Annotated in this window: 18 protein-coding genes; 4 read left to right on the forward strand and 14 right to left on the reverse strand. The window is 63.5% G+C overall.

Annotation, left to right across the window (positions count from 1 at the left end; all coding sequences use genetic code 11):
- The first annotated feature begins 354 nt into the window (after positions 1-354).
- Entirely contained in the window at positions 355-2,295 is a 1,941-nt protein-coding gene (locus J2Y48_RS24440; RefSeq protein WP_310424069.1) for a M23 family metallopeptidase, read from the forward strand.
- Positions 2,296-2,499: 204 nt separating this feature from the next.
- On the opposite strand, the gene clpB is transcribed toward J2Y48_RS24440, so the two are convergent.
- The 6 genes from clpB to J2Y48_RS24470 all read right to left on the reverse strand — a co-directional run bounded on the left by clpB (position 2,500) and on the right by J2Y48_RS24470 (position 12,093).
- A complete protein-coding gene (gene clpB / locus J2Y48_RS24445) occupies positions 2,500-5,103 on the reverse strand; it encodes an ATP-dependent chaperone ClpB (protein WP_310423964.1) in 2,604 nt (867 codons plus the stop codon).
- A gap of 315 nt (positions 5,104-5,418) precedes the next feature.
- Positions 5,419-6,072: a DUF4167 domain-containing protein gene (locus J2Y48_RS24450; RefSeq protein ID WP_310423967.1), complete on the reverse strand. Its 654-nt coding sequence runs from the start codon at positions 6,070-6,072 to the stop codon at positions 5,419-5,421.
- 348 nt (positions 6,073-6,420) lie between these two features.
- Positions 6,421-7,284 (reverse strand): peptide chain release factor N(5)-glutamine methyltransferase, encoded by an 864-nt coding sequence (prmC, locus tag J2Y48_RS24455; protein WP_310423970.1) that lies wholly within the window; start codon positions 7,282-7,284, stop codon positions 6,421-6,423.
- Positions 7,285-7,287: 3 nt separating this feature from the next.
- Positions 7,288-8,370, reverse strand: a complete 1,083-nt coding sequence (gene prfA / locus J2Y48_RS24460) for a peptide chain release factor 1 (protein WP_310423973.1) — start codon at positions 8,368-8,370, stop codon at positions 7,288-7,290.
- 111 nt (positions 8,371-8,481) lie between these two features.
- Entirely contained in the window at positions 8,482-10,749 is a 2,268-nt protein-coding gene (gene ptsP, locus J2Y48_RS24465; RefSeq protein WP_310423976.1) for a phosphoenolpyruvate--protein phosphotransferase, read from the reverse strand.
- A 69-nt stretch (positions 10,750-10,818) separates the two neighbouring features.
- Positions 10,819-12,093 carry an aspartate kinase gene (locus J2Y48_RS24470; protein WP_310423980.1) on the reverse strand — a complete coding sequence of 425 codons (1,275 nt, stop codon included), beginning with the start codon at positions 12,091-12,093 and terminating at the stop codon, positions 10,819-10,821.
- Between the two features lie 232 nt (positions 12,094-12,325).
- Here J2Y48_RS24470 and J2Y48_RS24475 point away from each other — a divergent pair, with 232 nt between their 5' ends.
- Together J2Y48_RS24475 and ubiG are read left to right on the forward strand one after the other, a co-directional pair.
- The gene (locus J2Y48_RS24475) at positions 12,326-12,727 is read left to right on the forward strand and encodes a nuclear transport factor 2 family protein (RefSeq protein ID WP_310423982.1); all 402 of its coding nucleotides are present in this window, start codon (positions 12,326-12,328) and stop codon (positions 12,725-12,727) included.
- A 198-nt stretch (positions 12,728-12,925) separates the two neighbouring features.
- Positions 12,926-13,675: a bifunctional 2-polyprenyl-6-hydroxyphenol methylase/3-demethylubiquinol 3-O-methyltransferase UbiG gene (ubiG, locus tag J2Y48_RS24480; RefSeq protein ID WP_310423985.1), complete on the forward strand. Its 750-nt coding sequence runs from the start codon at positions 12,926-12,928 to the stop codon at positions 13,673-13,675.
- Positions 13,676-13,750: 75 nt separating this feature from the next.
- Here ubiG and J2Y48_RS24485 read toward each other — a convergent pair whose 3' ends face one another.
- The 4 genes from J2Y48_RS24485 to J2Y48_RS24500 are packed head-to-tail and all read right to left on the reverse strand — an operon-like array spanning position 13,751 to position 16,090.
- On the reverse strand, positions 13,751-14,179 hold the full coding sequence (locus J2Y48_RS24485; protein WP_310423990.1) for a DUF1178 family protein: 429 nt from the start codon (positions 14,177-14,179) through the stop codon (positions 13,751-13,753).
- A gap of 3 nt (positions 14,180-14,182) precedes the next feature.
- Positions 14,183-15,031, reverse strand: a complete 849-nt coding sequence (locus J2Y48_RS24490; RefSeq protein WP_310423993.1) for a carbon-nitrogen hydrolase family protein — start codon at positions 15,029-15,031, stop codon at positions 14,183-14,185.
- A gap of 11 nt (positions 15,032-15,042) precedes the next feature.
- A complete protein-coding gene (gene grxC, locus J2Y48_RS24495; RefSeq protein WP_310423996.1) occupies positions 15,043-15,297 on the reverse strand; it encodes a glutaredoxin 3 in 255 nt (84 codons plus the stop codon).
- Between the two features lie 40 nt (positions 15,298-15,337).
- Positions 15,338-16,090, reverse strand: coding sequence for a ComF family protein (locus J2Y48_RS24500; protein WP_310424072.1), 753 nt, complete (start codon positions 16,088-16,090; stop codon positions 15,338-15,340).
- Between the two features lie 112 nt (positions 16,091-16,202).
- Between J2Y48_RS24500 and J2Y48_RS24505 the strand changes: the two genes are divergently transcribed.
- Positions 16,203-17,072: a methyltransferase domain-containing protein gene (locus J2Y48_RS24505; RefSeq protein ID WP_310424075.1), complete on the forward strand. Its 870-nt coding sequence runs from the start codon at positions 16,203-16,205 to the stop codon at positions 17,070-17,072.
- A 28-nt stretch (positions 17,073-17,100) separates the two neighbouring features.
- Here the strand turns inward: J2Y48_RS24505 and J2Y48_RS24510 are convergent, their stop codons facing one another.
- From J2Y48_RS24510 to J2Y48_RS24525, 4 genes are all read right to left on the reverse strand, one after another.
- Positions 17,101-17,271 (reverse strand): Flp family type IVb pilin, encoded by a 171-nt coding sequence (locus J2Y48_RS24510; protein WP_310423998.1) that lies wholly within the window; start codon positions 17,269-17,271, stop codon positions 17,101-17,103.
- A 62-nt stretch (positions 17,272-17,333) separates the two neighbouring features.
- Positions 17,334-17,657, reverse strand: a complete 324-nt coding sequence (locus J2Y48_RS24515) for a hypothetical protein (RefSeq protein ID WP_310424001.1) — start codon at positions 17,655-17,657, stop codon at positions 17,334-17,336.
- Between the two features lie 205 nt (positions 17,658-17,862).
- The gene (gene mutT / locus J2Y48_RS24520; protein ID WP_310424004.1) at positions 17,863-18,279 is read right to left on the reverse strand and encodes an 8-oxo-dGTP diphosphatase MutT; all 417 of its coding nucleotides are present in this window, start codon (positions 18,277-18,279) and stop codon (positions 17,863-17,865) included.
- A complete protein-coding gene (locus J2Y48_RS24525; RefSeq protein ID WP_310424006.1) occupies positions 18,276-19,085 on the reverse strand; it encodes a GNAT family N-acetyltransferase in 810 nt (269 codons plus the stop codon). The genes mutT and J2Y48_RS24525 overlap by 4 nt, the downstream gene beginning before the upstream one ends.
- Positions 19,086-19,090 lie beyond the last annotated feature (5 nt).

Here is a 19,090-nt window from a genome sequence, read left to right on the forward strand (position 1 = left end):
AGTCGCTAGCAGCGCCGCCGCCCTCGTTGGTGAGGCGGTTTCTAGGCCCAACCCCAAACCAAGTCAACAGCAAAAATGACGGTTTTGCGAAAATTCACATGGCAGAGCGGCCAAGTCCCGGATTTCCAGCGTGTTCCGTCACGAAGTTTCTTCGTCCACAGGCTTGTGGGCCGCTTTTCCCGATCCGCCCTCATATTTTCACAATGCCATCGTCATCAGCTACATAAGGAGCAAGATGCGCTTGCGCCTGATTTGACTCGCGCCACTTAACATGTACACCTTCTCGCCGCTGGAACGGCGCGCGCACAACGACACGGGACCAACGCGATCGGCATGACGACGACGGACAGGAACATGATCCGCACGCTCGGCAACGAGCCGCCAATCCTGGCGGATGGCCGACGCGCCCCGGACCGTCGTGAGATTTCGTTGCGCTGGCTCTCCGGCACGTTCCTCACCGGTATTACCTCTTCCATCCTGATGGGGGTTGCGCTGTTTGCGGCGCTTGACGGCCGTCAGCAGCTGGCGATTCCGGCGGAAGCCTATGCCGCGCTGGAGCCGCACGACCACCCACCCCAGGCGGGGAACGCCGTCAAGCGCGGCCAGCGCATCCTCGAGCCCAACATCGTCGCCAAGCCGACCGACAAGAAGATCATGGAGGTCTCCACCATGATCCACGACGGCGAGAAGGAAGTGGTCCGCCGCAAACCGTTCGCACATGTCACGATGGCACTGGCGGCCAATCACTCCACCGGCGAGGATTATCCCCGCTTCGATCCGCTGGCGATCTTTTCCGATGGCGACAAGAACGAACAGCAGCCGGCGGCGCGCACAGGCACGATCTATGGATCCGATGTCGAATCCGAGGTCGCGCTGAAGAATGGCGACTTTCCGACCGGAGGGCCCGCGCTCGCCTATGCCGACCAGATGTCCGCGGACGAAGTCGAGGAGAACGTGCGCACGAACGGGTCCGCGCTCACCGACGGCAGCACCCAGGTCGCCTCGCTCTATTATGTCGACCCGCAGCGATTTGCCTCCGATGCGGGCGACCTGGATCTCTTGCAAGGCCTGACGGCGCGTATTGTCGAGGAAAACATGAGCGTGTCGGACTTCGATACGCTGACACCCGACGATCCCGAATATGCGGATGACGTCGTTCCGGTCCGGCGCGCCGCGAGCATTGCCGAAGTCATGACCGGTGCAGGATATACGAAGGCCCAGGCCGAAGATCTGTCCGGCTATCTCGAAGGCGCTCTTGGCGGCAGCCAACTCAATGCGGGTGATGTCCTTCGCATTTGCGTCATGCAGAAAGGCAAGCAGGCAGATATCGTCCGCGCCTCCATCTACTCCAGCGGCCGACACGTCACCACCGTGGCGGTCGACGATAGAGGCAGGTTTATTCCCGGCGCCGAGCCACCGCCGCTGGCCGCCGTGGCCAGCGCCTTTGACGGCGACAGCCGCCCGTCGATGGTCTCGGGGCGCGACCTGCCGCGGGTCTATGACGGCATTTTTCGTGCCGCCTTGTCCTACGGCATGAGCAAGGACATGACGGCGCAGTTGATCCGTGTCCTCGCCAGCAATGTCGATTTCCAGGCGCAGCTTCGCCCGAACGACACTCTCGAAGCATTCTTTTCCGTCGCCGATCAGACCGGTATCGCCGCCACCGACTCCGAACTGCTCTATATCAACGCCCGGTTCGGCGACAACGAAACGCGCGTCTACCGCTTTCAGGATCCCGATGATGGCGCCGTCGACTACTACGACCAGGACGGCAAGAGCATTCGCCAGTTCCTGCTGCGCAACCCGGTGCCGAACGGGCGCTTCTCGTCCGGCTATGGCATGCGCCGCCACCCCATTCTCGGTTTCTCGCGCATGCATACCGGGGCGGACTGGTCCGCACCGCGCGGTACACCGATTATCGCCGCCGGCAACGGCACCGTCGAAAAGGCCGGCTGGGCGTCGGGCTATGGCAATCAGACGCTGATCCGCCATGCGAACGGATACGTATCGTCCTACAACCACCAGAGCGCGATCGCCAAGGGGGTGAAGGCGGGTGCCGACGTGAAGCAGGGTCAGGTGATCGGCTATGTCGGGTCGACTGGTCTGTCGACCGGAGCGCATCTTCACTACGAATTGATCGTCAACGGCACCAAGGTGGATCCGTTGAAGATCCGCCTGCCGGGCGGCTCGTCGCTCGAGGGCAAGGCCCTCGCACAGTTCCAGGTTGAGCGCAAGCGCATCGACGACCTTCTCGGCCGCAAGGAAGACGGCCACGAAGTCGCCGCCAAGGAGTAGCGGCTCCGTACACGCCGACCTGCCTCCACGGGGAATGTTCACAGCGCCACGCGCCGGCGGGCCAAGCGCATCATAACGACGCTTCTATCCCAAGAACGGCGGCAGGATCCGTCCGTATCGCAGGCTGTCGTCAGTCCGCATCCAAACCAAGACAGCGCGCGGACCATTCCGATCCGCGCGCTGTTTCTGGTCACATCAGGTTCGTTAGGCCGCCTCGCTCTTGCTGCCCTTCGTGTGGAACAGCAGCCGGTCGGAGCCGGAGGTGACCTTCACCGTCGAGCCGTCGGGTACGTCGCCCGAAAGGATTTGCTCGGCGAGCGGGTCCTGCAAATACTTCTGGATGGCGCGCTTCAGCGGCCGAGCGCCGTAGACCGGATCGTACCCCTTCTCCGCCAACCAGTGCGTCGCATCCTCGTCCAGTTCCAGCGTGATCTTGCGGTCGGCAAGCAACTGCCGCACGCGCTTCAACTGGATTTCGACGATCGCGCCCATCTCCGTCCGCCGCAGGCGGTGGAACAGGATGATCTCGTCGACGCGGTTGAGGAACTCGGGCCGGAAGTGCGCCTTCACGACCTCCATCACCTCGTCGCGAACCTTCTCGCTGTCGTCACCTTCGCCGAGCTGGGTCAGGTATTCGGCGCCGAGGTTCGACGTCATGATGATCAGCGTATTCCGGAAATCGACGGTACGGCCCTGGCCGTCGGTCAGCCGCCCGTCGTCAAGCACCTGCAAAAGGACGTTGAACACATCCGGGTGTGCCTTCTCGATTTCGTCGAACAGCACCACTTGGTAGGGGCGCCGGCGCACGGCCTCGGTGAGCGCACCGCCCTCCTCGTAGCCGACATAGCCGGGAGGCGCGCCGATCAGCCGGGCCACGGAGTGCTTCTCCATGTATTCCGACATGTCCATGCGCACGATTGCCGTCTCGTCGTCGAAGAGGAAGCGAGCGAGCGCCTTGGTCAGCTCCGTCTTGCCAACGCCGGTGGGCCCGAGGAAGATGAACGAGCCGATCGGCCGGTTAGGATCCTGAAGTCCGGCACGGGCGCGGCGCACCGCACGCGAAACCGCCTGTACGGCATCGCCCTGGCCGACGACCCACTTACCGAGTTCGTCCTCCATGCGAAGCAGTTTGTCGCGCTCGCCCTCCAGCATCTTGTCGACCGGAATTCCGGTCCAGCGGGAAACGATCTGGGCGATGTTGTCGGCGGTGACGACCTCCTGCACCATCGGGTTCACATCGGCTTGGTCGCGGCTTTCGGCTTCCTGCAACTCCCTTTCGAGTTGCGGGATGACGCCGTAGGTGAGTTCGCCGGCGCGCTGGAACTCGCCCTTGCGCTGGACGATCGCCAGTTCGTTGCGAGCTTCGTCGAGCCTCTTCTTCAACTCGGCTGCATGGCCGAGCTTGCTCTTCTCCGCCTGCCAGCGGGCGGTCAGTGCCGCCGCCTCCTCTTCCAGGGCTGTCAGGTCGAGCTCGAGCTTCTCCAGCCGATCCTGCGAGGCACGATCGGTCTCCTTCTTCAGCGCCTCCCGCTCGATCTTCATCTGGATGATGCGCCGGTCGAGCTCGTCGAGCTCCTCGGGCTTGGAATCGACCTGCATGCGCAGCCGCGAGGCGGCCTCGTCCATCAGGTCGATCGCCTTGTCGGGCAGGAAGCGGTCGGTGATGTAGCGGTTGGAAAGCGTCGCAGCCGCAACGAGCGCCGAATCGGAGATCCGCACCTTGTGATGCTGCTCGTATTTCTCCTTAAGGCCGCGCAGGATCGAGATCGTGTCCTCGACCGTCGGCTCCTCGACGAAGACCGGCTGGAATCGCCGGGCCAGTGCGGCATCCTTCTCGACATGCTTGCGGTATTCGTCGAGCGTGGTGGCGCCGACGCAGTGCAGTTCGCCGCGAGCGAGTGCGGGCTTCAGCAGGTTCGACGCATCCATCGCGCCCTCCGCCTTGCCGGCGCCGACCAGCGTGTGCATCTCGTCGATGAAGAGGATGATTTCGCCGGCTTCCGCCTGCACCTCGTTCAGCACGGCCTTCAGCCGCTCCTCGAACTCGCCGCGATACTTGGCGCCGGCGATCAGCGCGCCCATGTCGAGCGCCATCAGCCGCTTGTCCTTCAGGCTCTCGGGCACGTCGCCGTTGACGATTCGCAGCGCGAGGCCTTCGGCGATCGCCGTCTTGCCGACGCCGGGCTCGCCGATCAGCACCGGGTTGTTCTTGGTGCGGCGGGAGAGCACCTGGATGGTGCGGCGGATCTCGTCGTCGCGGCCGATCACCGGATCGAGCTTGCCGTCACGCGCCTCGGCGGTCAGGTCGCGCGCATATTTCTTCAGCGCGTCGAAGCCCTGCTCGGCATTGGCCGTGTCGGCGGTACGGCCCTTGCGCAGATCATTGATGACCTGATTGAGCTTCTGCGGGGTCACGCCGGCCTTGGTCAAAATTTCCGCGGTCGCCGCCGATTTTTCGAGTGCCAATGCCAGAAGCAGGCGCTCGACGGTTACAAAACTGTCGCCAGCCTTCTTCGCTGCATCTTCGGCAGTGGCGAACACGCGCGCGAGTGGTTGGGAAAGTGACAGCGAGCCGTTGCCACCTGACACTTTCGGCAGCTTGTCGAGGGCGGCCTCGTTGGCGCGGCGCGCCTCCCTGGCATTGCCGCCGGCGCGCTCGATCAGCGACGACGCCATGCCCTGGTCGTCATCGAGCAGAACCTTCAGGACATGTTCGGGGGTAAACTGGGGATTGCCGTCGGCGAGCGCCTTGGTCTGTGCGGATTGTAGAAAGCCGCGGACGCGCTCGGAGTACTTCTCGATATTCATAGACTACCTCCATGACTCGACCGGCCCTTTTGCGGCGCCGATCGGCGATTCAGGATCAGGCTCCCTTAAAGGCAAGCCTGTGCTTTACGAGGTCGAATATGGGGATGCGGTGGCGAAATTAAAGGAGGCAACCATCAAGTTTGTGGCGACCGACGCAACGGTGATTCACATGTTTTCAGGCAGGGCGCGGCTGCGGCACAGGACCCGGGATCATCGTCTCGAGGATATCGGATCAGAAAGCAAACCGCCCGCGGAATCGCGGGCGGCATATTGTCATGTTGCAGAGATCGCACCGTTAGGCCGGTGGAATTCTCCTTACTCGGAAGCAGCAGCCTCAAGGACGGGCGCATCACCGCTATCCGCAGATGCTGCCTGCGCCTCTTCTCCGCCCTGCTGAGCCTCGCCGCGACGCGGGCGGCGCTGGCGGGGGGCGTTGCGACGTCGCGACGGTTGGCGCGCGCTCGCTGTGTCCTCTTCCTCCAGCGAAACCTCTGCCGGTGTACCCTCGATGATCGGCTGCGGGCCGGTCCCATCGATGACGGCCTCCGTTACCGGGGCCTCGACAGGTGCCGGTGGGGCGCTCGCCGGCACATCGTCCCCGGCGGCGAAATCGCCATCGTCCTGGTCGCGATCGAACCCGTCACGGTCGTTGAAGTCGCTGCGATCGTCGCGCTGGTGGCGCTCCTGCATCTGCTGCTGTGCCGAAAGAATGATGCGATTGTAGTGCTCGGCGTGCTGCAGATAGTTCTCCGCAATCACGCGATCGCCCGAACTCTGCGCATCGCGCGCAAGCGCCGCATATTTCTCTGCGATCGTCTGCGCCGTGCCCCTGATCTTTACGTCGGGTCCAGAGCTGTCGTAGGTTCGGGTCAACGGATTGCCGCCGCCCTTGCGAAAATTGTTGTTATTGTTGTTATTGTTGTTGTTGTTACGCCCGCGGCCGCGCTTGTTTTGCTGTCCTGGCCTCATGTCTCACTCACCTGAAGTCTCTAATCTTGATGATCGTGTATCTGCACCACCCGGCTGCAAACGCCAGCCCGGGCGAAATTTCATCAGCGAACACACCACGCTCTTCGGTGGTCCTGTTGCCGCTGAACGTCAAATTAACAGGTACCTGCACAGAGCAGTCTTAAACCCCAGCAACTCTTCAATGAGAGAAAGCTTCGCGTCGGTCACATCAGACTAAATCTGTTTCCTGTGACCCTTGCCCGGTGCGTATGGGCAACCTATCCCGCTTCACCGATGATTCCAAGCCTTTTCTTTGCGACATCTTGGCGCCGGCACCGCAAGTTGTGCATCTGCAACAATACGATCGCCTCAGGCCCTGACAAAAATGAGCGCGCGATCGTTGCCGCCGAGATCCTGCGCCGCCTCAATCAGGCGGAACCCCTGCTCGCCCATCAGCACCGTGACCGGTTCCTTCTGGTCGAAGCCGATCTCGAAGCCGACGAAGCCTGCCGTGGCCAGATGGCCTGCCGCACCGCCGGCAATCGCGCGATAGGCATCCAGCCCATCGTTGCCGCCGTCCAGCGCCCGCCGCGGATCGAAACGCCGCACCTCGTCGTCGAGGCCCTCAACCACGACCGACGGAATATACGGTGGATTTGACACTATGATGTCATAGGTGCCGTCAATGCCGGCAAACCAGTCGCTCTCCACCGCCTCGAACCGGTCCGCAAGACCGTTCAGCCGGGCATTAGCCCGGGCCGTCTCAAGAGCGCCCGGCGAAATATCGGTTCCGGTACCGACGACACCGGGCACCGCTTGAACCAACGCAAGACAGATCGCGCCAGTTCCCGTCCCAAGGTCGAGAACCCGGCAAGCCCCCCTGTCAGCGACGATCTTTTGCGCCCGAGGGATCAGTCGTTCGACAAGAATTTCCGTGTCCGGCCGGGGTTCGAGCGTGTCGGGCGAAAGCGTCAGCACCAGATCGAAAAACGGGCGGCTGCCGAGGATGCGGTACACCGGCTCCCTGTTCAGTCGGCGAAATACAGCACTGGCAAGCAGTTCCTGCTCCGACGTGTCCAGAGCGCGCGCCCCCCCGGAGATCAGCGCCGCCGGCTCCAGCTTCAACAGTCCGCCGACCAGAAGCCGCGCCTCGCGAGCGGCATCCGCGACCCCGCCTTCAGCCAGGCGCCGGCGCACATCGGCAAGCGCATCGGCAACGGTGGCAGTCGCCATGGATCAGCCCCGCTGTTCGGCGAGTTGGGCAAGCTGACCGGCCTGGTAATCGGCGACCAGCGCGTCCACCACCTCGTCGATCTCGCCCTCCATCATCCGGTCGAGCTTGTATAGTGTCAGGTTGATGCGATGGTCAGTCACCCGCCCCTGTGGGAAATTGTAGGTGCGGATGCGCTCGGAGCGGTCGCCCGAGCCCACCTGGCTCTTGCGGTCGGCCGAGCGCTCGCTTTCGGCCCTCTGCCGCTCCATGTCGTAAAGACGCGAGCGAAGCACCTGCATTGCTTTGGCACGGTTCTGGTGTTGCGACTTCTCAGAACTTGTCACGATCAGCCCCGTCGGCAGGTGGGTGATGCGCACCGCAGAGTCGGTCGTGTTGACGTGCTGGCCGCCGGCGCCCGACGAGCGCATCGTGTCGATGCGGATGTCCTCCGGGCGGATCTCGATGTCGATATCCTCGGCCTCCGGCAGAACGGCGACCGTGGCGGCCGAGGTGTGAATCCGCCCGCTCGCCTCGGTCTCCGGCACGCGCTGCACCCGGTGCACCCCCGATTCGAACTTCAGCTTGGCGAACACGCCGCGCCCGGAGATCGTCGCGATGATTTCCTTGTAGCCGCCAGCCTCGCCTTCGTTCGCGGAAAGCACCTCGACCTTCCAGCCGTTCGCCGCGGCGAAGCGCTCGTACATGCGAAACAGGTCGCCGGCGAAGAGCGCGGCTTCCGAACCGCCGGTGCCGGCGCGGATTTCCAGGATGGCGCTCTTCTCGTCGGCGGCGTCCTTGGGCAGGAGCAGGATCTGCATGTCCTGCTCTAGCGTTTCCATGCGCGCCTTCAGATCCGGTAGCTCCATTTCGGCGAGGTCGCGCATCTCGCGATCCGTTCCCTTGTCGGCAAGCATCGCCTCGAGATCGGCGATCTCACTCTCGGCCTTCTGGAATTCGCGAATCTTCGTCACCACCGGCTGCAACTCGGAATACTCGGAAGCAAGCCGTACATAGGTCTCCGAATCGGGACCGGCAGACATGCGCGCCTCGATTTCGCCGAAGCGGCGTTCCAGTTCGCGCATCTTTTCAACCGGAAGCTTGGCCACCGTGGAACTCCAAATTTTTCTGTCGCGCACCGCTGCACATACCCTGTGGGACGCCAAAGCCTGTGCGCGGATGTTAAAGATTGTCACCGCATCCGCGAAAGCCCAGGGTCGCTACAGCGGAATACTGTTCTCGGCGGCGAAATCCGCCAGGATCTGTCGAACCGTCTGTGTCGGCTGCGTGTCCTCGAGTGCCGCGTTCAGTGCCGTCTCAAGCTTTCCGGCATCAAGGCTCAAGAGCATCGCCTTGACCGGCCCCAGCGCGGTCGCAGACATCGACACCGAACGGAAACCAATACCGATCAGCGCCATCGCCGTGACCGGTTTGCCCGCCATTTCCCCACAGAGCGTGACGGGCGTGGCATTGCGCTCCCCGGCCCGCACGATGTCACGCAGCACCCGCAGGAACGGGCGCCCGAGGTTGTCGAAACGGTCGGAGACGCGTGCGTTGCCTCGGTCGACCGCCATCGTGAACTGAAAGAGATCGTTCGAGCCGACAGAGACGAAGTCGACCTCTTCCATGAGCTCGTCGAGCTGCCAAAGGAGCGCCGGCACCTCCAGCATGGCGCCGAACTGCAGCTTCTTCGGCAACTGCTCACCGATCTTCGATTGCCGCTCGATCTCCTTCTGCAGCAGCGAACGCGCCTCCTTCAGCTCGGCGACTTCCGTCACCATCGGCAGCATCAGCCGCAGCTCGCCGCCGGCGGTTGCCCGCAGCATGGCGCGCAGCTGGGTGCGCAGCAGCCCCGGCCGGTCCAGCGACAGCCGGATCGCCCGCCAGCCGAGCGCCGGGTTTTCCTCGTCGGTGCTGCGGAAGTAGGGAACCACCTTGTCGCCGCCGATATCGAGGGTGCGGAACGTCACCGGCCGTCCAGCGGCCTGCTTCAGCACGCTGCGATAGAAGGCTTCCTGCTCCTCGGCCTTCGGCATGGTCGAAGCGATCATGAATTGCAGTTCGGTACGGAAGAGGCCGATGCCGAGAGCGCCCGATTCGGCCAGATGCGGCAGGTCCACAAGCAGGCCGGCATTCATCTGGAGGTTGATCTTCTGGCCGTCCTTCGTCACCGGCTCGACCGCGACGAGCGCGCGATACTGCGCCTGGCGGCGGGCCCGAAGCCTGACCTTGTCCTCATAGGACCGCTGCAGGTCCTGCACGGGGCGCAGGTGCACCTTGGCTTCATCACCGTCGATGATGATCGCGTCGTTGTTCTCGGCAAGTGCAACCGCACCCACCGCCTGCCCGACGACGGGAATCCCCATGGCGCGGGCAACGATCACCACATGGCTCGTGACCGCCCCCTCTTCGAGAACCAGTCCGCGCACGTTCTCGCGCGGATAGTCGAGCAGTTCCGCTGCCCCCATGGCGCGCGCCACGACGATCGCATCATTTGGGAAACTGCTGGCGGACAGCTTCGCGCCATAGCCCGTCAACTGCCGCAGCAGCCGGTTGGCGAGGTCGTCGAAATCGTGCATGCGTTCACGCAGGTATGGGTCCGTCAGCCGGATCATCCGCGCCTTCATTTCGCTCTGCACCCGCTCGACCGCGGCTTCCGCCGTCAGGCCGTTTCGGATCGCCTCCTCCAGCTTGCGCACCCATCCGCGATCGTGGGCGAACATGCGGTAAGTCTCGAGCACTTCACGATGCTCGCCCTCGTCAGGCACGTCGCGCCGCGACAGCATGTCGTCGATAGAAATGCGCAGGCTCCCCAGCGCCTCCGCAAGCCGGCCGAGCTCGTGCTCCGAATCCTCGTTCAGAAGATTGGTGACGACGATGCGTGGCTCATGCAGCACGACATAGCCGAGCCCGATCCCCTCACCAAAACTGGCGCCGTCGATCGACACCGGCCGCGACAGATCGAGCTCCAGTCCCGACTTGGTAAGCTTTTTCAGTTCACCGGTCGCGACCATCTCGGCGAGCACCATCGCCGTCGTTTCCAGCGCCTCGACCTCGTCTTCGCGATAGGTGCGGCTGGCCTTGTTCTGCACGACGAGAACGCCAAGTGCACGGCCGGTCCTGAGAATCGGCACGCCGAGAAAGGAGTGGTAGATCTCCTCGCCCGTTTCCGGCAGGTAGCGGAAGGCGGGGTGCGACTGGGCGTCGGAGAGGTTGAGTGGCTGGGCGGAGGCAGCGATCGTACCGACGAGGCCCTGGCCCATCTTCAGCTGGGCCAGGTGGACGGCGCCCGGATTAAGGCCCTCGGTAGCATAGAGCTCGAGGATGCCATCGGACCGCAGCACGTAGACGGAGCACACTTCGGCGACCATGTTCTGTGCGATCTGGCGCACGATCTGGTCCAGGCGATCCTGTGGCTCGAGCGGCTCCGCCATTAGTTCGCGCAGCCGCTTGAGAAGTACGCGCGGACCCGCGGAGAGGTCTCTCATCGCGTGGCGTCTCCCGAAAATGTATCCACCCTGGATGCGGCCAGGCGGGCGCCTGACGAATCCCGTCGTTTACTTCTTATCGAGACCGTAGACGGAATGCAAAGTGCGGACTGCGAGTTCCGCGTAGGGACCGTCGATCAGGATGGAAATCTTGATTTCCGAGGTGGTGATCGCCTTGATGTTGATCCCCTTCTCGGCCAGCGCACGGAAGGCCGAGGCGGCAACACCGGCATGGCTGCGCATGCCGATGCCGATGACCGAAACCTTGACCAGGCCGGTCTCGTGCTGGATCACGTCAAAGCCGATCTTGTCCTTCGCAGCTTCGAGCACCTTGAGCGACTTCTCCACGTCGCCGGAGGGCACCGTGAAGGTCATGTCGGTCTTCGAGCCGTCCTCGGAGGTGTTCTGGACGATCATGTCGACGTTGATGTGGGCCTCGGCAAGCGGGCCGAAAATCCCGGCCGAAACGCCGGGCCGGTCGGCGACGCGCCGCAGCGAGATCTGCGCTTCATCCTTGGCATAGGCGATGCCGGTTACGACTTCCTGTTCCACGATCTCATCCTCATCACAAATCAGCGTGCCGGGCGGGTTCAGAAGATCGCCCATGCCCGGCGCATCGGGATCCTCGAAGGACGAGCGCACGAAGGTGCGCACCTTGTGCACCATGGCAAGCTCGACCGAGCGCACCTGCAGCACCTTGGCGCCCAGCGACGCCATTTCCAGCATTTCCTCGAATGCGATCTGCTTCAGGCGGCGGGCCTTCGGTTCGATGCGCGGGTCGGTCGTGTAGACGCCGTCGACGTCGGTGTAGATATCGCAGCGATCCGCCTTCACCGCCGCGGCGATCGCCACAGCCGAGGTGTCCGAACCGCCACGGCCGAGCGTCGCGACGCGATTGTCCGGACCGAGGCCCTGGAACCCGGCGACGACGGCGACCTGGCCCTCGCTCATGCGGCGGATGATCTCCGTGCCGTCGATGTCGAGGATACGGGCGGCGCCATGGGCGTTGTCGGTCCTGATCGGGATCTGCCAGCCCTGCCAGGAGCGGGCGTTGACGCCCATCGACTGCAAGGCGATCGCCAGCAGCCCCGAGGTCACCAGCTCCCCGGAGGCGACGATCGCGTCGTATTCGCGCGCGTCGTAGAAGGGCGAGCTGGCACCGGTGGCCTTCGGCATGCCCTGTACCCAGCCGACCAGTTCGTTGGTCTTGCCGGACATGGCCGAGACGACGACAGCGACCTCGTTGCCGGCATCGACCTCGCGTTTGACGTGGCGCGCGACATTGTGGATGCGGTCCAGGTCAGCGACGGAGGTCCCGCCGAATTTCATCACGATGCGTGCCATATCTATCTACCGGTACTGATGGGTCGCGCGGACGCGCGCGGAAAGTCGCGGGGTCTCTTAGCGGAAGAGGGGGCGGGGCGCAATGGTAAGGCGGGGCCACATTATGCGCGGTAACGACAGCCCAGCAGCGCACATCGCTCAAACTGTTGCAACTGCGGCCGGAACGGCCGAAGATCGGGCCTTCCCCGTCGAAGCACAGGCAGCTGTGCACGAGCCGAACGGAGACCGCGTCATGGCAGACGATTTCCATGCCTTTATCCAGAAGCGCAAAGAGGTGGCCCGCGCCTATATCAACGGCGATACAGGCCCACTCAAACAGATCGCCGCAACCGATTCCCCTGCGAGCTTCTTCCACCCGATGGGGCCGGTCGCAGAAGGAGCCGAGCAAGTGCTTGCCCGCTATGTCGATGACGCCACCGCGTTCGATGCCGGCGGCGAGAGCGACATCGAGATCATTCACATGGGGCACGACGGCAAGATCGGCTATTGGGTCGGCTACCAGAACGCCAAGGCACGCCTGAAGGGCGCGGTGGATGCCGTTCCGATGCGCCTGCGCGTCACCGAAATCTTCCGGCGCACCAACGGTCAATGGCAACTCGTGCACCGGCACGCCGACATGGCGGAGAAGGCATAGGCCAAGGCGTCAACCGGAAAAGCACCGGGCAGCGCCGATGACCTCCGAATGTCAGCGCCCTTACGTGAAGGGTTGCAGGCGTGCCTTCATTTTGGACTGCCGCGACTCGGGAAGTCGAGAACGTACCCTCTTGCCTGCCTCTTGACTTCCGGCCGCAACCGTCCGACTTCAAATCATAAGAGAACCACGGAGAAACCCATGAGCGAGACTGCCCGCACGACCATCGACCAGGCCGAAGTCGACCGCTTCTCCGCCATGGCCGCGGAGTGGTGGGATCCGTCCGGCAAGTTTCGCCCGCTGCACAAGTTCAATCCCGTCCGCCTTACCTATATCCGCGATCTCGCCTCCGCCCATTTCGGCCGCGATTCGAAGGCGCATCGGCCGCTCGAGGGCCTCAGAATTCTCGACATCGGCTGCGGTGGCGGGCTCTTGTCCGAGCCAATGGCCCGCATGGGCGCAACCGTGCTCGGCGCCGATGCATCGGAGAAGAACATCGGCATCGCCAAGACGCATGCGGCCGGCAGTGGTGTTGAGGTCGATTACCGCGCCGTGACCGCGGAAGCGCTTGCGGAGGCCGGCGAGAGCTTCGACATCGTCCTCAACATGGAAGTCGTCGAGCACGTGGCCGACGTCGATTTCTTTCTCACCACCTGCGCCTCGATGGTGCGTCCCGATGGCATGATGTTCGTGGCAACGATCAATCGCACGCTGAAAGCCGCAGCACTTGCCATCTTCGCGGCCGAGAATGTCTTGCGGTGGCTGCCGAAGGGCACCCACCAGTATGAGAAACTGGTGCGCCCCGAAGAGATTGAACGACCGCTCACGGCCGCGGGTCTCTCCATCACCGACCGCTCCGGCGTCTTCTTCAACCCGCTATCCAACCAGTGGAACCTGTCGCGGGACATGGACGTGAATTACATGCTGGTGGCGCGTCGCCCGAAGGAGTGAGCGCCACGCCACCCCCGGTCCACGTACCGTTTCCACTCAAGCTTTGTAGCCCTTAGGTGGGACGCTCCGCCGCTTTCAATTGGTGTCGTCGGGCAGAACCGGAAGCGGCGCGATCTCCACGCCCTCCTCGATCAGCGCGCGGGCCTCGTCGGCCGTCGCCTTGCCGATCAGGCCGCGCTGCTCGGCCTCGCCATAATGGATCTTGCGCGCCTCCTCCGGAAAACGCTCACCGACATCCTCCGCGTTCGCCTTGATCGTGGCGACGAGGTCGCGCAGTTTGCCAAGCATCTCCTGATTGTGCGCGTTCATGACGGCGTGGCGCTGCTCTTCCTTCTTGCGCGTCGTCGACACGGCCGGCGCCATCAGGCGCTTGGTCACGCGCGGCGAGCCACAGGTCGGGCAACGGACGAGCGCCCGCTCCTTCTGCCGGTCGAAATCCGCGGCCGAGCCAAACCAGCCCTCGAAACCATGGGCGTTGTCACAAACAAGATCGTAGCGAATCAAGCTCTAACGCCTCCCTTCGAAAAGAGCGATCTCTTCCAACGTGAACGCGCGCCCGTTCTTGAGATTCGGGATCCGGTCATGAGCGGCCTTGACCGCCCCGATATCGATGTCCGCCGTGATGACAGCCTCGCCGGATCCTCCGGCGACCGAAAGCACACGCCCCCAGGGATCAATGATGATCGAGTGGCCGAAGGTCTCGCGCCCGTCTTCGTGCACCCCGGCCTGTGCGGCGGCGATGATGAAGACACCGTTTTCGATGGCGCGCGCCCGCAGAAGGGTCTCCCAGTGCGCCTCGCCCGTCTGCCGGGTAAACGCGGCCGGCACTGAGATGATCTGCGCTCCTGCCTGGGCGAGCGTCTTGAAGAGCTCCGGGAAACGCACGTCGTAGCAAATGGCAAAGCCCAGCTTGCCGAAAGGAAGATTGGCAAGCTTCGACACCGCACCGGGACTGTAGACAGCGCTCTCGCGCCAGCTCTCCCCGTTGTCGAGGTCGACATCGAACATGTGGATCTTGTCGTAGGTGCAAACCCGTGCGCCGCCGGGCGCAAACAGCAGTCCCCGGTTGGCGATCTTGCCGTCCGCAAGCGCGATCGCCGTCGAGCCGACATGCACATAGATGTCGAGTTCGCGGGCAAGATCGGACGCCGTCCTGGCGATCACATCATCAGCCTCGTTCTTCAGCACGGCATCCAGTCCCGCGCGATCCTTCTGCACCGCACCCGTCATCTCCGGGGTTTGCACATACACCGCTCCCTGGGCGGCAGCCTGGCGCACGAGCCGGGCCATCGCCTCGGCGTTGGCCTCCGGATCAATGCCGGAACACATCTGGACGGCGGCGATCTTCACGGACATCGTCATCTCCCTCACGCTGCCAACATTGGATCGAGCTTGCCCGCGCGCTCCAGCGCGTGCAGATCGTCGCAGCCACCGACATGCGCGCCGTCGATGAAGATCTGCGGGAAGGTGTTGCGGCCAGCCCGGTTGATCATCTCCTGACGGATTTCCGGAGCATTGGTCGCGTCGTACTCCCGATAGGCAACGCCTTTTACTTCGAGAAGTTTCTTGGCCGCGGCGCAGTAGCCGCAAAATTGCCGCGTGTAGATATCGACCGATGCCATGCCTGCAAATTCTCCGTGAGCGCTGACGGTTTCCGTTCCTTCATATATGGTTGCCGAGCGCCCTTGCAAAGGTCAAAACACCGATCTCCGCCGCGCCGCCGCGCTTGAGCGCGCGCGCGGCGGCCGATACGGTCGCTCCGGTCGTGTAGACGTCGTCGACCAGAAGGACGCGCTTGCCGAACAGCTCTGCCTTGCCGAACGGTGTCACCGCAAAAGCACCTTGAACGTTGTCCTGCCGTGCCGCGGCACTCAGTCCTACCTGCTGCCTGGTGCGACGCGTCCGCCGCAGCGCGCCGATGACGAGCGGCTTGCCGGTCTGCCGGGCGATCGCCCGCGCAAGCTCGCCCGACTGATTGAACTTGCGCATGAACAGGCGGTAGCGATGGAGCGGCACCGGCACGATCACGTCACAAGCCTCGACCAAATCGGCGCCGGCCCGCACCATCCAGGCCGCCATCATCGGCGCCATTTCCGTGCGGTCTCGATATTTCAAGCCGTGCACCAGCGTGCGCGCCAGTCCATCATGCACCACTGCCGATCGGAGGCGAGCGAAGGGGGGCGGATTGGCGATCGCATCGGCGCTCAGGATTTCCGGCCCCAGATCCTGGGAGAAGGGCATCCCAAGGACCTCGCAATACGGCCGCTCGATGAAGCGCAAGGAAGACCAGCAAGGGCCGCAGATTCCGGCATGCCTTCCGACGGCCACCTGACAGCCCGGGCAGGTCGGCGGATAGACGAAATCTACCAATGCCACGGCCGCTCTTCGACCGCCGCTCGCGACAATCGAGCGCATTTTGGCGAGCCCGGTTTGCGTCACGTGATTGACATTCCTATTTCCATGTCGCCTTTGCATGACAAAACTAGCGCCGGCGCTGAACGTCGGCCCCGAAGACAGGAATTGTCCATTGGAAGCGATCTTCGATCAAGCCCTGGTTGAGACGAACCGGCTGCGCACGCTTCGGACGCCGCCGGCGGATTTCCTGCTGAAGGTGGCAGCCGACGAGTTGGCTGAGCGGCTCGGCGTCATCGAACGTCGCTTCGATGACGCGGTGGAGATCCACGGCTACAGCGGAATTGTTGCCGACGCTTTGCAACGAACCGGAAAGATCGGGAACACCAGGCGGATTGAGACCAACATCGCTTTTGCAAGACCCGGCGATGCCTTCGTGGCGGCGCCGCTGGAACACCTGCCGCTGGAGGCGGCATCGATCAACCTTGCCGTCTCACCGCTGTCGCTGCATCTCACCAACGACACCCCTGGGGTGTTCGTGCAGATTCGCCGGGCGCTCAGGCCCGATGGGCTCTTCCTTGCCGCCATCCCGGGCGCCGACACCCTTCAGGAGTTGCGTGACGTGCTGCTGCAGGTCGAGGTCGAACTCACCGGCGGCGCCAGCCCGCGCGTGATCCCCTTTACCGATATTCGCGATGTCGGCGCTCTACTCCAGCGCGCAGGCTTTGCGTTGCCCGTTACGGACAAGGAGACCTACACCGTCCGCTACGATTCGATTTTTCCGCTGATGCGCGACCTGCGCGCCATGGGCATGGCCAACCCGCTCGTCGCCCGCAGCCGCAAGCCCTTGTCGCAGGCCTTCTTCATGCGCGCGGCCGAACTCTATGCCGAGCGCTATTCGGATCCGGACGGGCGGGTCCGCGCGACCTTCACGGTCATCTACGTCTCCGGCTGGGCGCCCCACGAAAGCCAGCAAAAGCCGCTCAAGCCGGGATCGGCAAAAGCAAGACTGGCGGATGCGCTCAAGGCGAAACCGCTCGATTAAAAATCGCTGAGAATATTCGCGGGCGCTGTTAACCCGCGCCTCTCACATGGCCTTCCACCGTCATGAAGACGTTGGTGAGACTGTCGCTGAGCGCCATCAGCCCGCCGATCAGGCCAATGGAGACAAGAGCAGCGATGAGGCCGTATTCGATAGCGGTCGCCCCGCTTCGATCCAGCATGAGAGATGTGATTATGCGCATTGCGGCCTTGCCTCCGTTAATACCAGTGAGCTTGGCGGCGATGCCTCAGGTCGAACGATCGCTCAGCAGCCGCTTGAGACGCCGTTTCCATCGACTATGCAAACCGCGCCGGGCATTTCCTGCAACACGCTTCGGCGAACCGTGTAGCGCTTCCCTTCACCGCGCTTCGGCACCGATCCGGTCGACATCATATCGAACTCGTCCGGTGTCTGCGCCATGATACGCGTCGTCGTCTTGGACGATAGGACCGGCGTCAGGACCAGCGCAAGCGCGATTGCCGCCGTACCGAACAAGAGCGCAAGGTTGAGCACGCCGGTGCGGCCGTTTCCGGACACCGTCGTCAGTTCCTTGTCCTGAACTGCTTGCCAGAATTCGTCGTCCCGCATTCCCGTAACTCTCGATGGACCTTCATACTGACGCAAGCTCCGCCGTCGGGAACCCCGGACAACGGACGCAACATGCGCCGGTTCAAAAGTGCCACGACGCCCCACGCCAATCGGCACGGCAACGCAACAGCAAGCCCATTATTTGGACGACGGAGATAAACGATGGATTAACGAAGGCAGAGAAAGATGCCGCGGTGATGCCTTATCACAACAAATCCATCAGGTACGGGATCAGCGGCTCGTCGGCCGGCGGCATCGGATAGTCCCGCAGCATCTTCGGCTTGACCCATTTCAGCGCCTGTCCCTCGCGGCCGTGCGCCGTGCCCTCGTATCGACGGCAGACATAGAGCGGCATCAGCAGGTGGAAGTCGTCATAGGTATGGCTCGCAAACGTCAGCGGCGCCAGACACGCGACCTTGGTGGTGATGCCCAGCTCCTCGTGCAGTTCGCGGATCAGCGTCTCCTCCGGCGTCTCGCCGGGCTCGACCTTGCCGCCGGGGAACTCCCACAGGCCGGCGAGCGCCTTTCCTTCCGGCCGCTGCGCCAGGAGAATGCGCCCGTCCGCATCGATCAGCGCACAAGCGGCAACGAGGACGATTTTGCGGGAGGCTGATGGCGTCATGGCTTCTCGGGCCCACGGTAGATGTAGCGATAGACTTCGCGGAAGCCCGCCTGACGATAGAGCGCGAGCGCGCCCTCGTTGTCGATCTCTGCCTGTACCCAGGCCCGCTTGGCGCCGCGCAGCCGGGCCCATCGCAGGGAGGAATGCAGAATGGTCGTGCCGATGCCGCGGCCACGCAACTCTGGTGCAACGGCCAGCTGCAGAATCCCGGCCAGGTCATTGTCCTGCACCGTCAGCGAGACCGCGGAGGGGCCGAAACCCGGCTCCTCGAAGATGAACAGCCCGGCCTCCGGCTTGATCGCACTGACAATCTCGGTGAGGCCGGGCTTGAGCGCCGGATCCTCACCGGCAACGCGGATGCGGGCATCGACGAAGCGACCGACGTCGCGGCTTGGCACGTGTTCCACGCCGTCGGCACTTTCCGCCGTTACGGTCTCGGTGAGGTCCACCACCATGACCGCAGTCTCGCCGATACGGGTCCATCCGGCCTCGTCCATGAAAGCGATCAGCGCCGGCGGTGCAAGCGGGGTCTGGCGAACAAGCAGCCGCCGCCCGTAATCAGAAAAACGCTTGCCAGCTTTCTCCAGCCGAAGCGAAATATCGCGCGTGTCGGATGGATCGAGCGGGTTGACGGAATTCAGCCGTTTGGACGGATGGCCGGCGGTCAGGCGAATGAGCCAGCTGCCGTCATACTGGGTAGACGCGGCCGGCCAGGCACGGAAGCCGACGGCTTCGAGCCGGCGCACGCTTGCCAGATCAGCCATGGCGTTCTGCTCCCTGATGCGAGCGAGGTCAGGATTGGTCATTTTGG

Origin of the sequence: Mycoplana sp. BE70 (assembly GCF_031455855.1) — a bacterium.
Classification (GTDB): Bacteria; Pseudomonadota; Alphaproteobacteria; order Rhizobiales; family Rhizobiaceae; genus Mycoplana.

Bases quoted from the DNA above. Each gene is read 5' to 3' on its own strand.
- J2Y48_RS24490 (WP_310423993.1), bottom strand. From the start codon at position 15,031: ATGTCCGTGAAGATCGCCGCCGTCCAGATGTGTTCCGGCATTGATCCG.
- prmC (WP_310423970.1), bottom strand. From the start codon at position 7,284: ATGGCGACTGCCACCGTTGCCGATGCGCTTGCCGATGTGCGCCGGCGC.
- clpB (WP_310423964.1), bottom strand. From the start codon at position 5,103: ATGAATATCGAGAAGTACTCCGAGCGCGTCCGCGGCTTTCTACAATCC.
- J2Y48_RS24500 (WP_310424072.1), bottom strand. From the start codon at position 16,090: ATGCGCTCGATTGTCGCGAGCGGCGGTCGAAGAGCGGCCGTGGCATTG.
- ubiG (WP_310423985.1), top strand. From the start codon at position 12,926: ATGAGCGAGACTGCCCGCACGACCATCGACCAGGCCGAAGTCGACCGC.
- J2Y48_RS24440 (WP_310424069.1), top strand. From the start codon at position 355: ATGATCCGCACGCTCGGCAACGAGCCGCCAATCCTGGCGGATGGCCGA.
- mutT (WP_310424004.1), bottom strand. From the start codon at position 18,279: ATGACGCCATCAGCCTCCCGCAAAATCGTCCTCGTTGCCGCTTGTGCG.
- J2Y48_RS24525 (WP_310424006.1), bottom strand. From the start codon at position 19,085: ATGACCAATCCTGACCTCGCTCGCATCAGGGAGCAGAACGCCATGGCT.
- J2Y48_RS24475 (WP_310423982.1), top strand. From the start codon at position 12,326: ATGGCAGACGATTTCCATGCCTTTATCCAGAAGCGCAAAGAGGTGGCC.
- J2Y48_RS24470 (WP_310423980.1), bottom strand. From the start codon at position 12,093: ATGGCACGCATCGTGATGAAATTCGGCGGGACCTCCGTCGCTGACCTG.
- ptsP (WP_310423976.1), bottom strand. From the start codon at position 10,749: ATGAGAGACCTCTCCGCGGGTCCGCGCGTACTTCTCAAGCGGCTGCGC.
- J2Y48_RS24450 (WP_310423967.1), bottom strand. From the start codon at position 6,072: ATGAGGCCAGGACAGCAAAACAAGCGCGGCCGCGGGCGTAACAACAAC.
- J2Y48_RS24510 (WP_310423998.1), bottom strand. From the start codon at position 17,271: ATGCGCATAATCACATCTCTCATGCTGGATCGAAGCGGGGCGACCGCT.
- grxC (WP_310423996.1), bottom strand. From the start codon at position 15,297: ATGGCATCGGTCGATATCTACACGCGGCAATTTTGCGGCTACTGCGCC.
- J2Y48_RS24515 (WP_310424001.1), bottom strand. From the start codon at position 17,657: ATGCGGGACGACGAATTCTGGCAAGCAGTTCAGGACAAGGAACTGACG.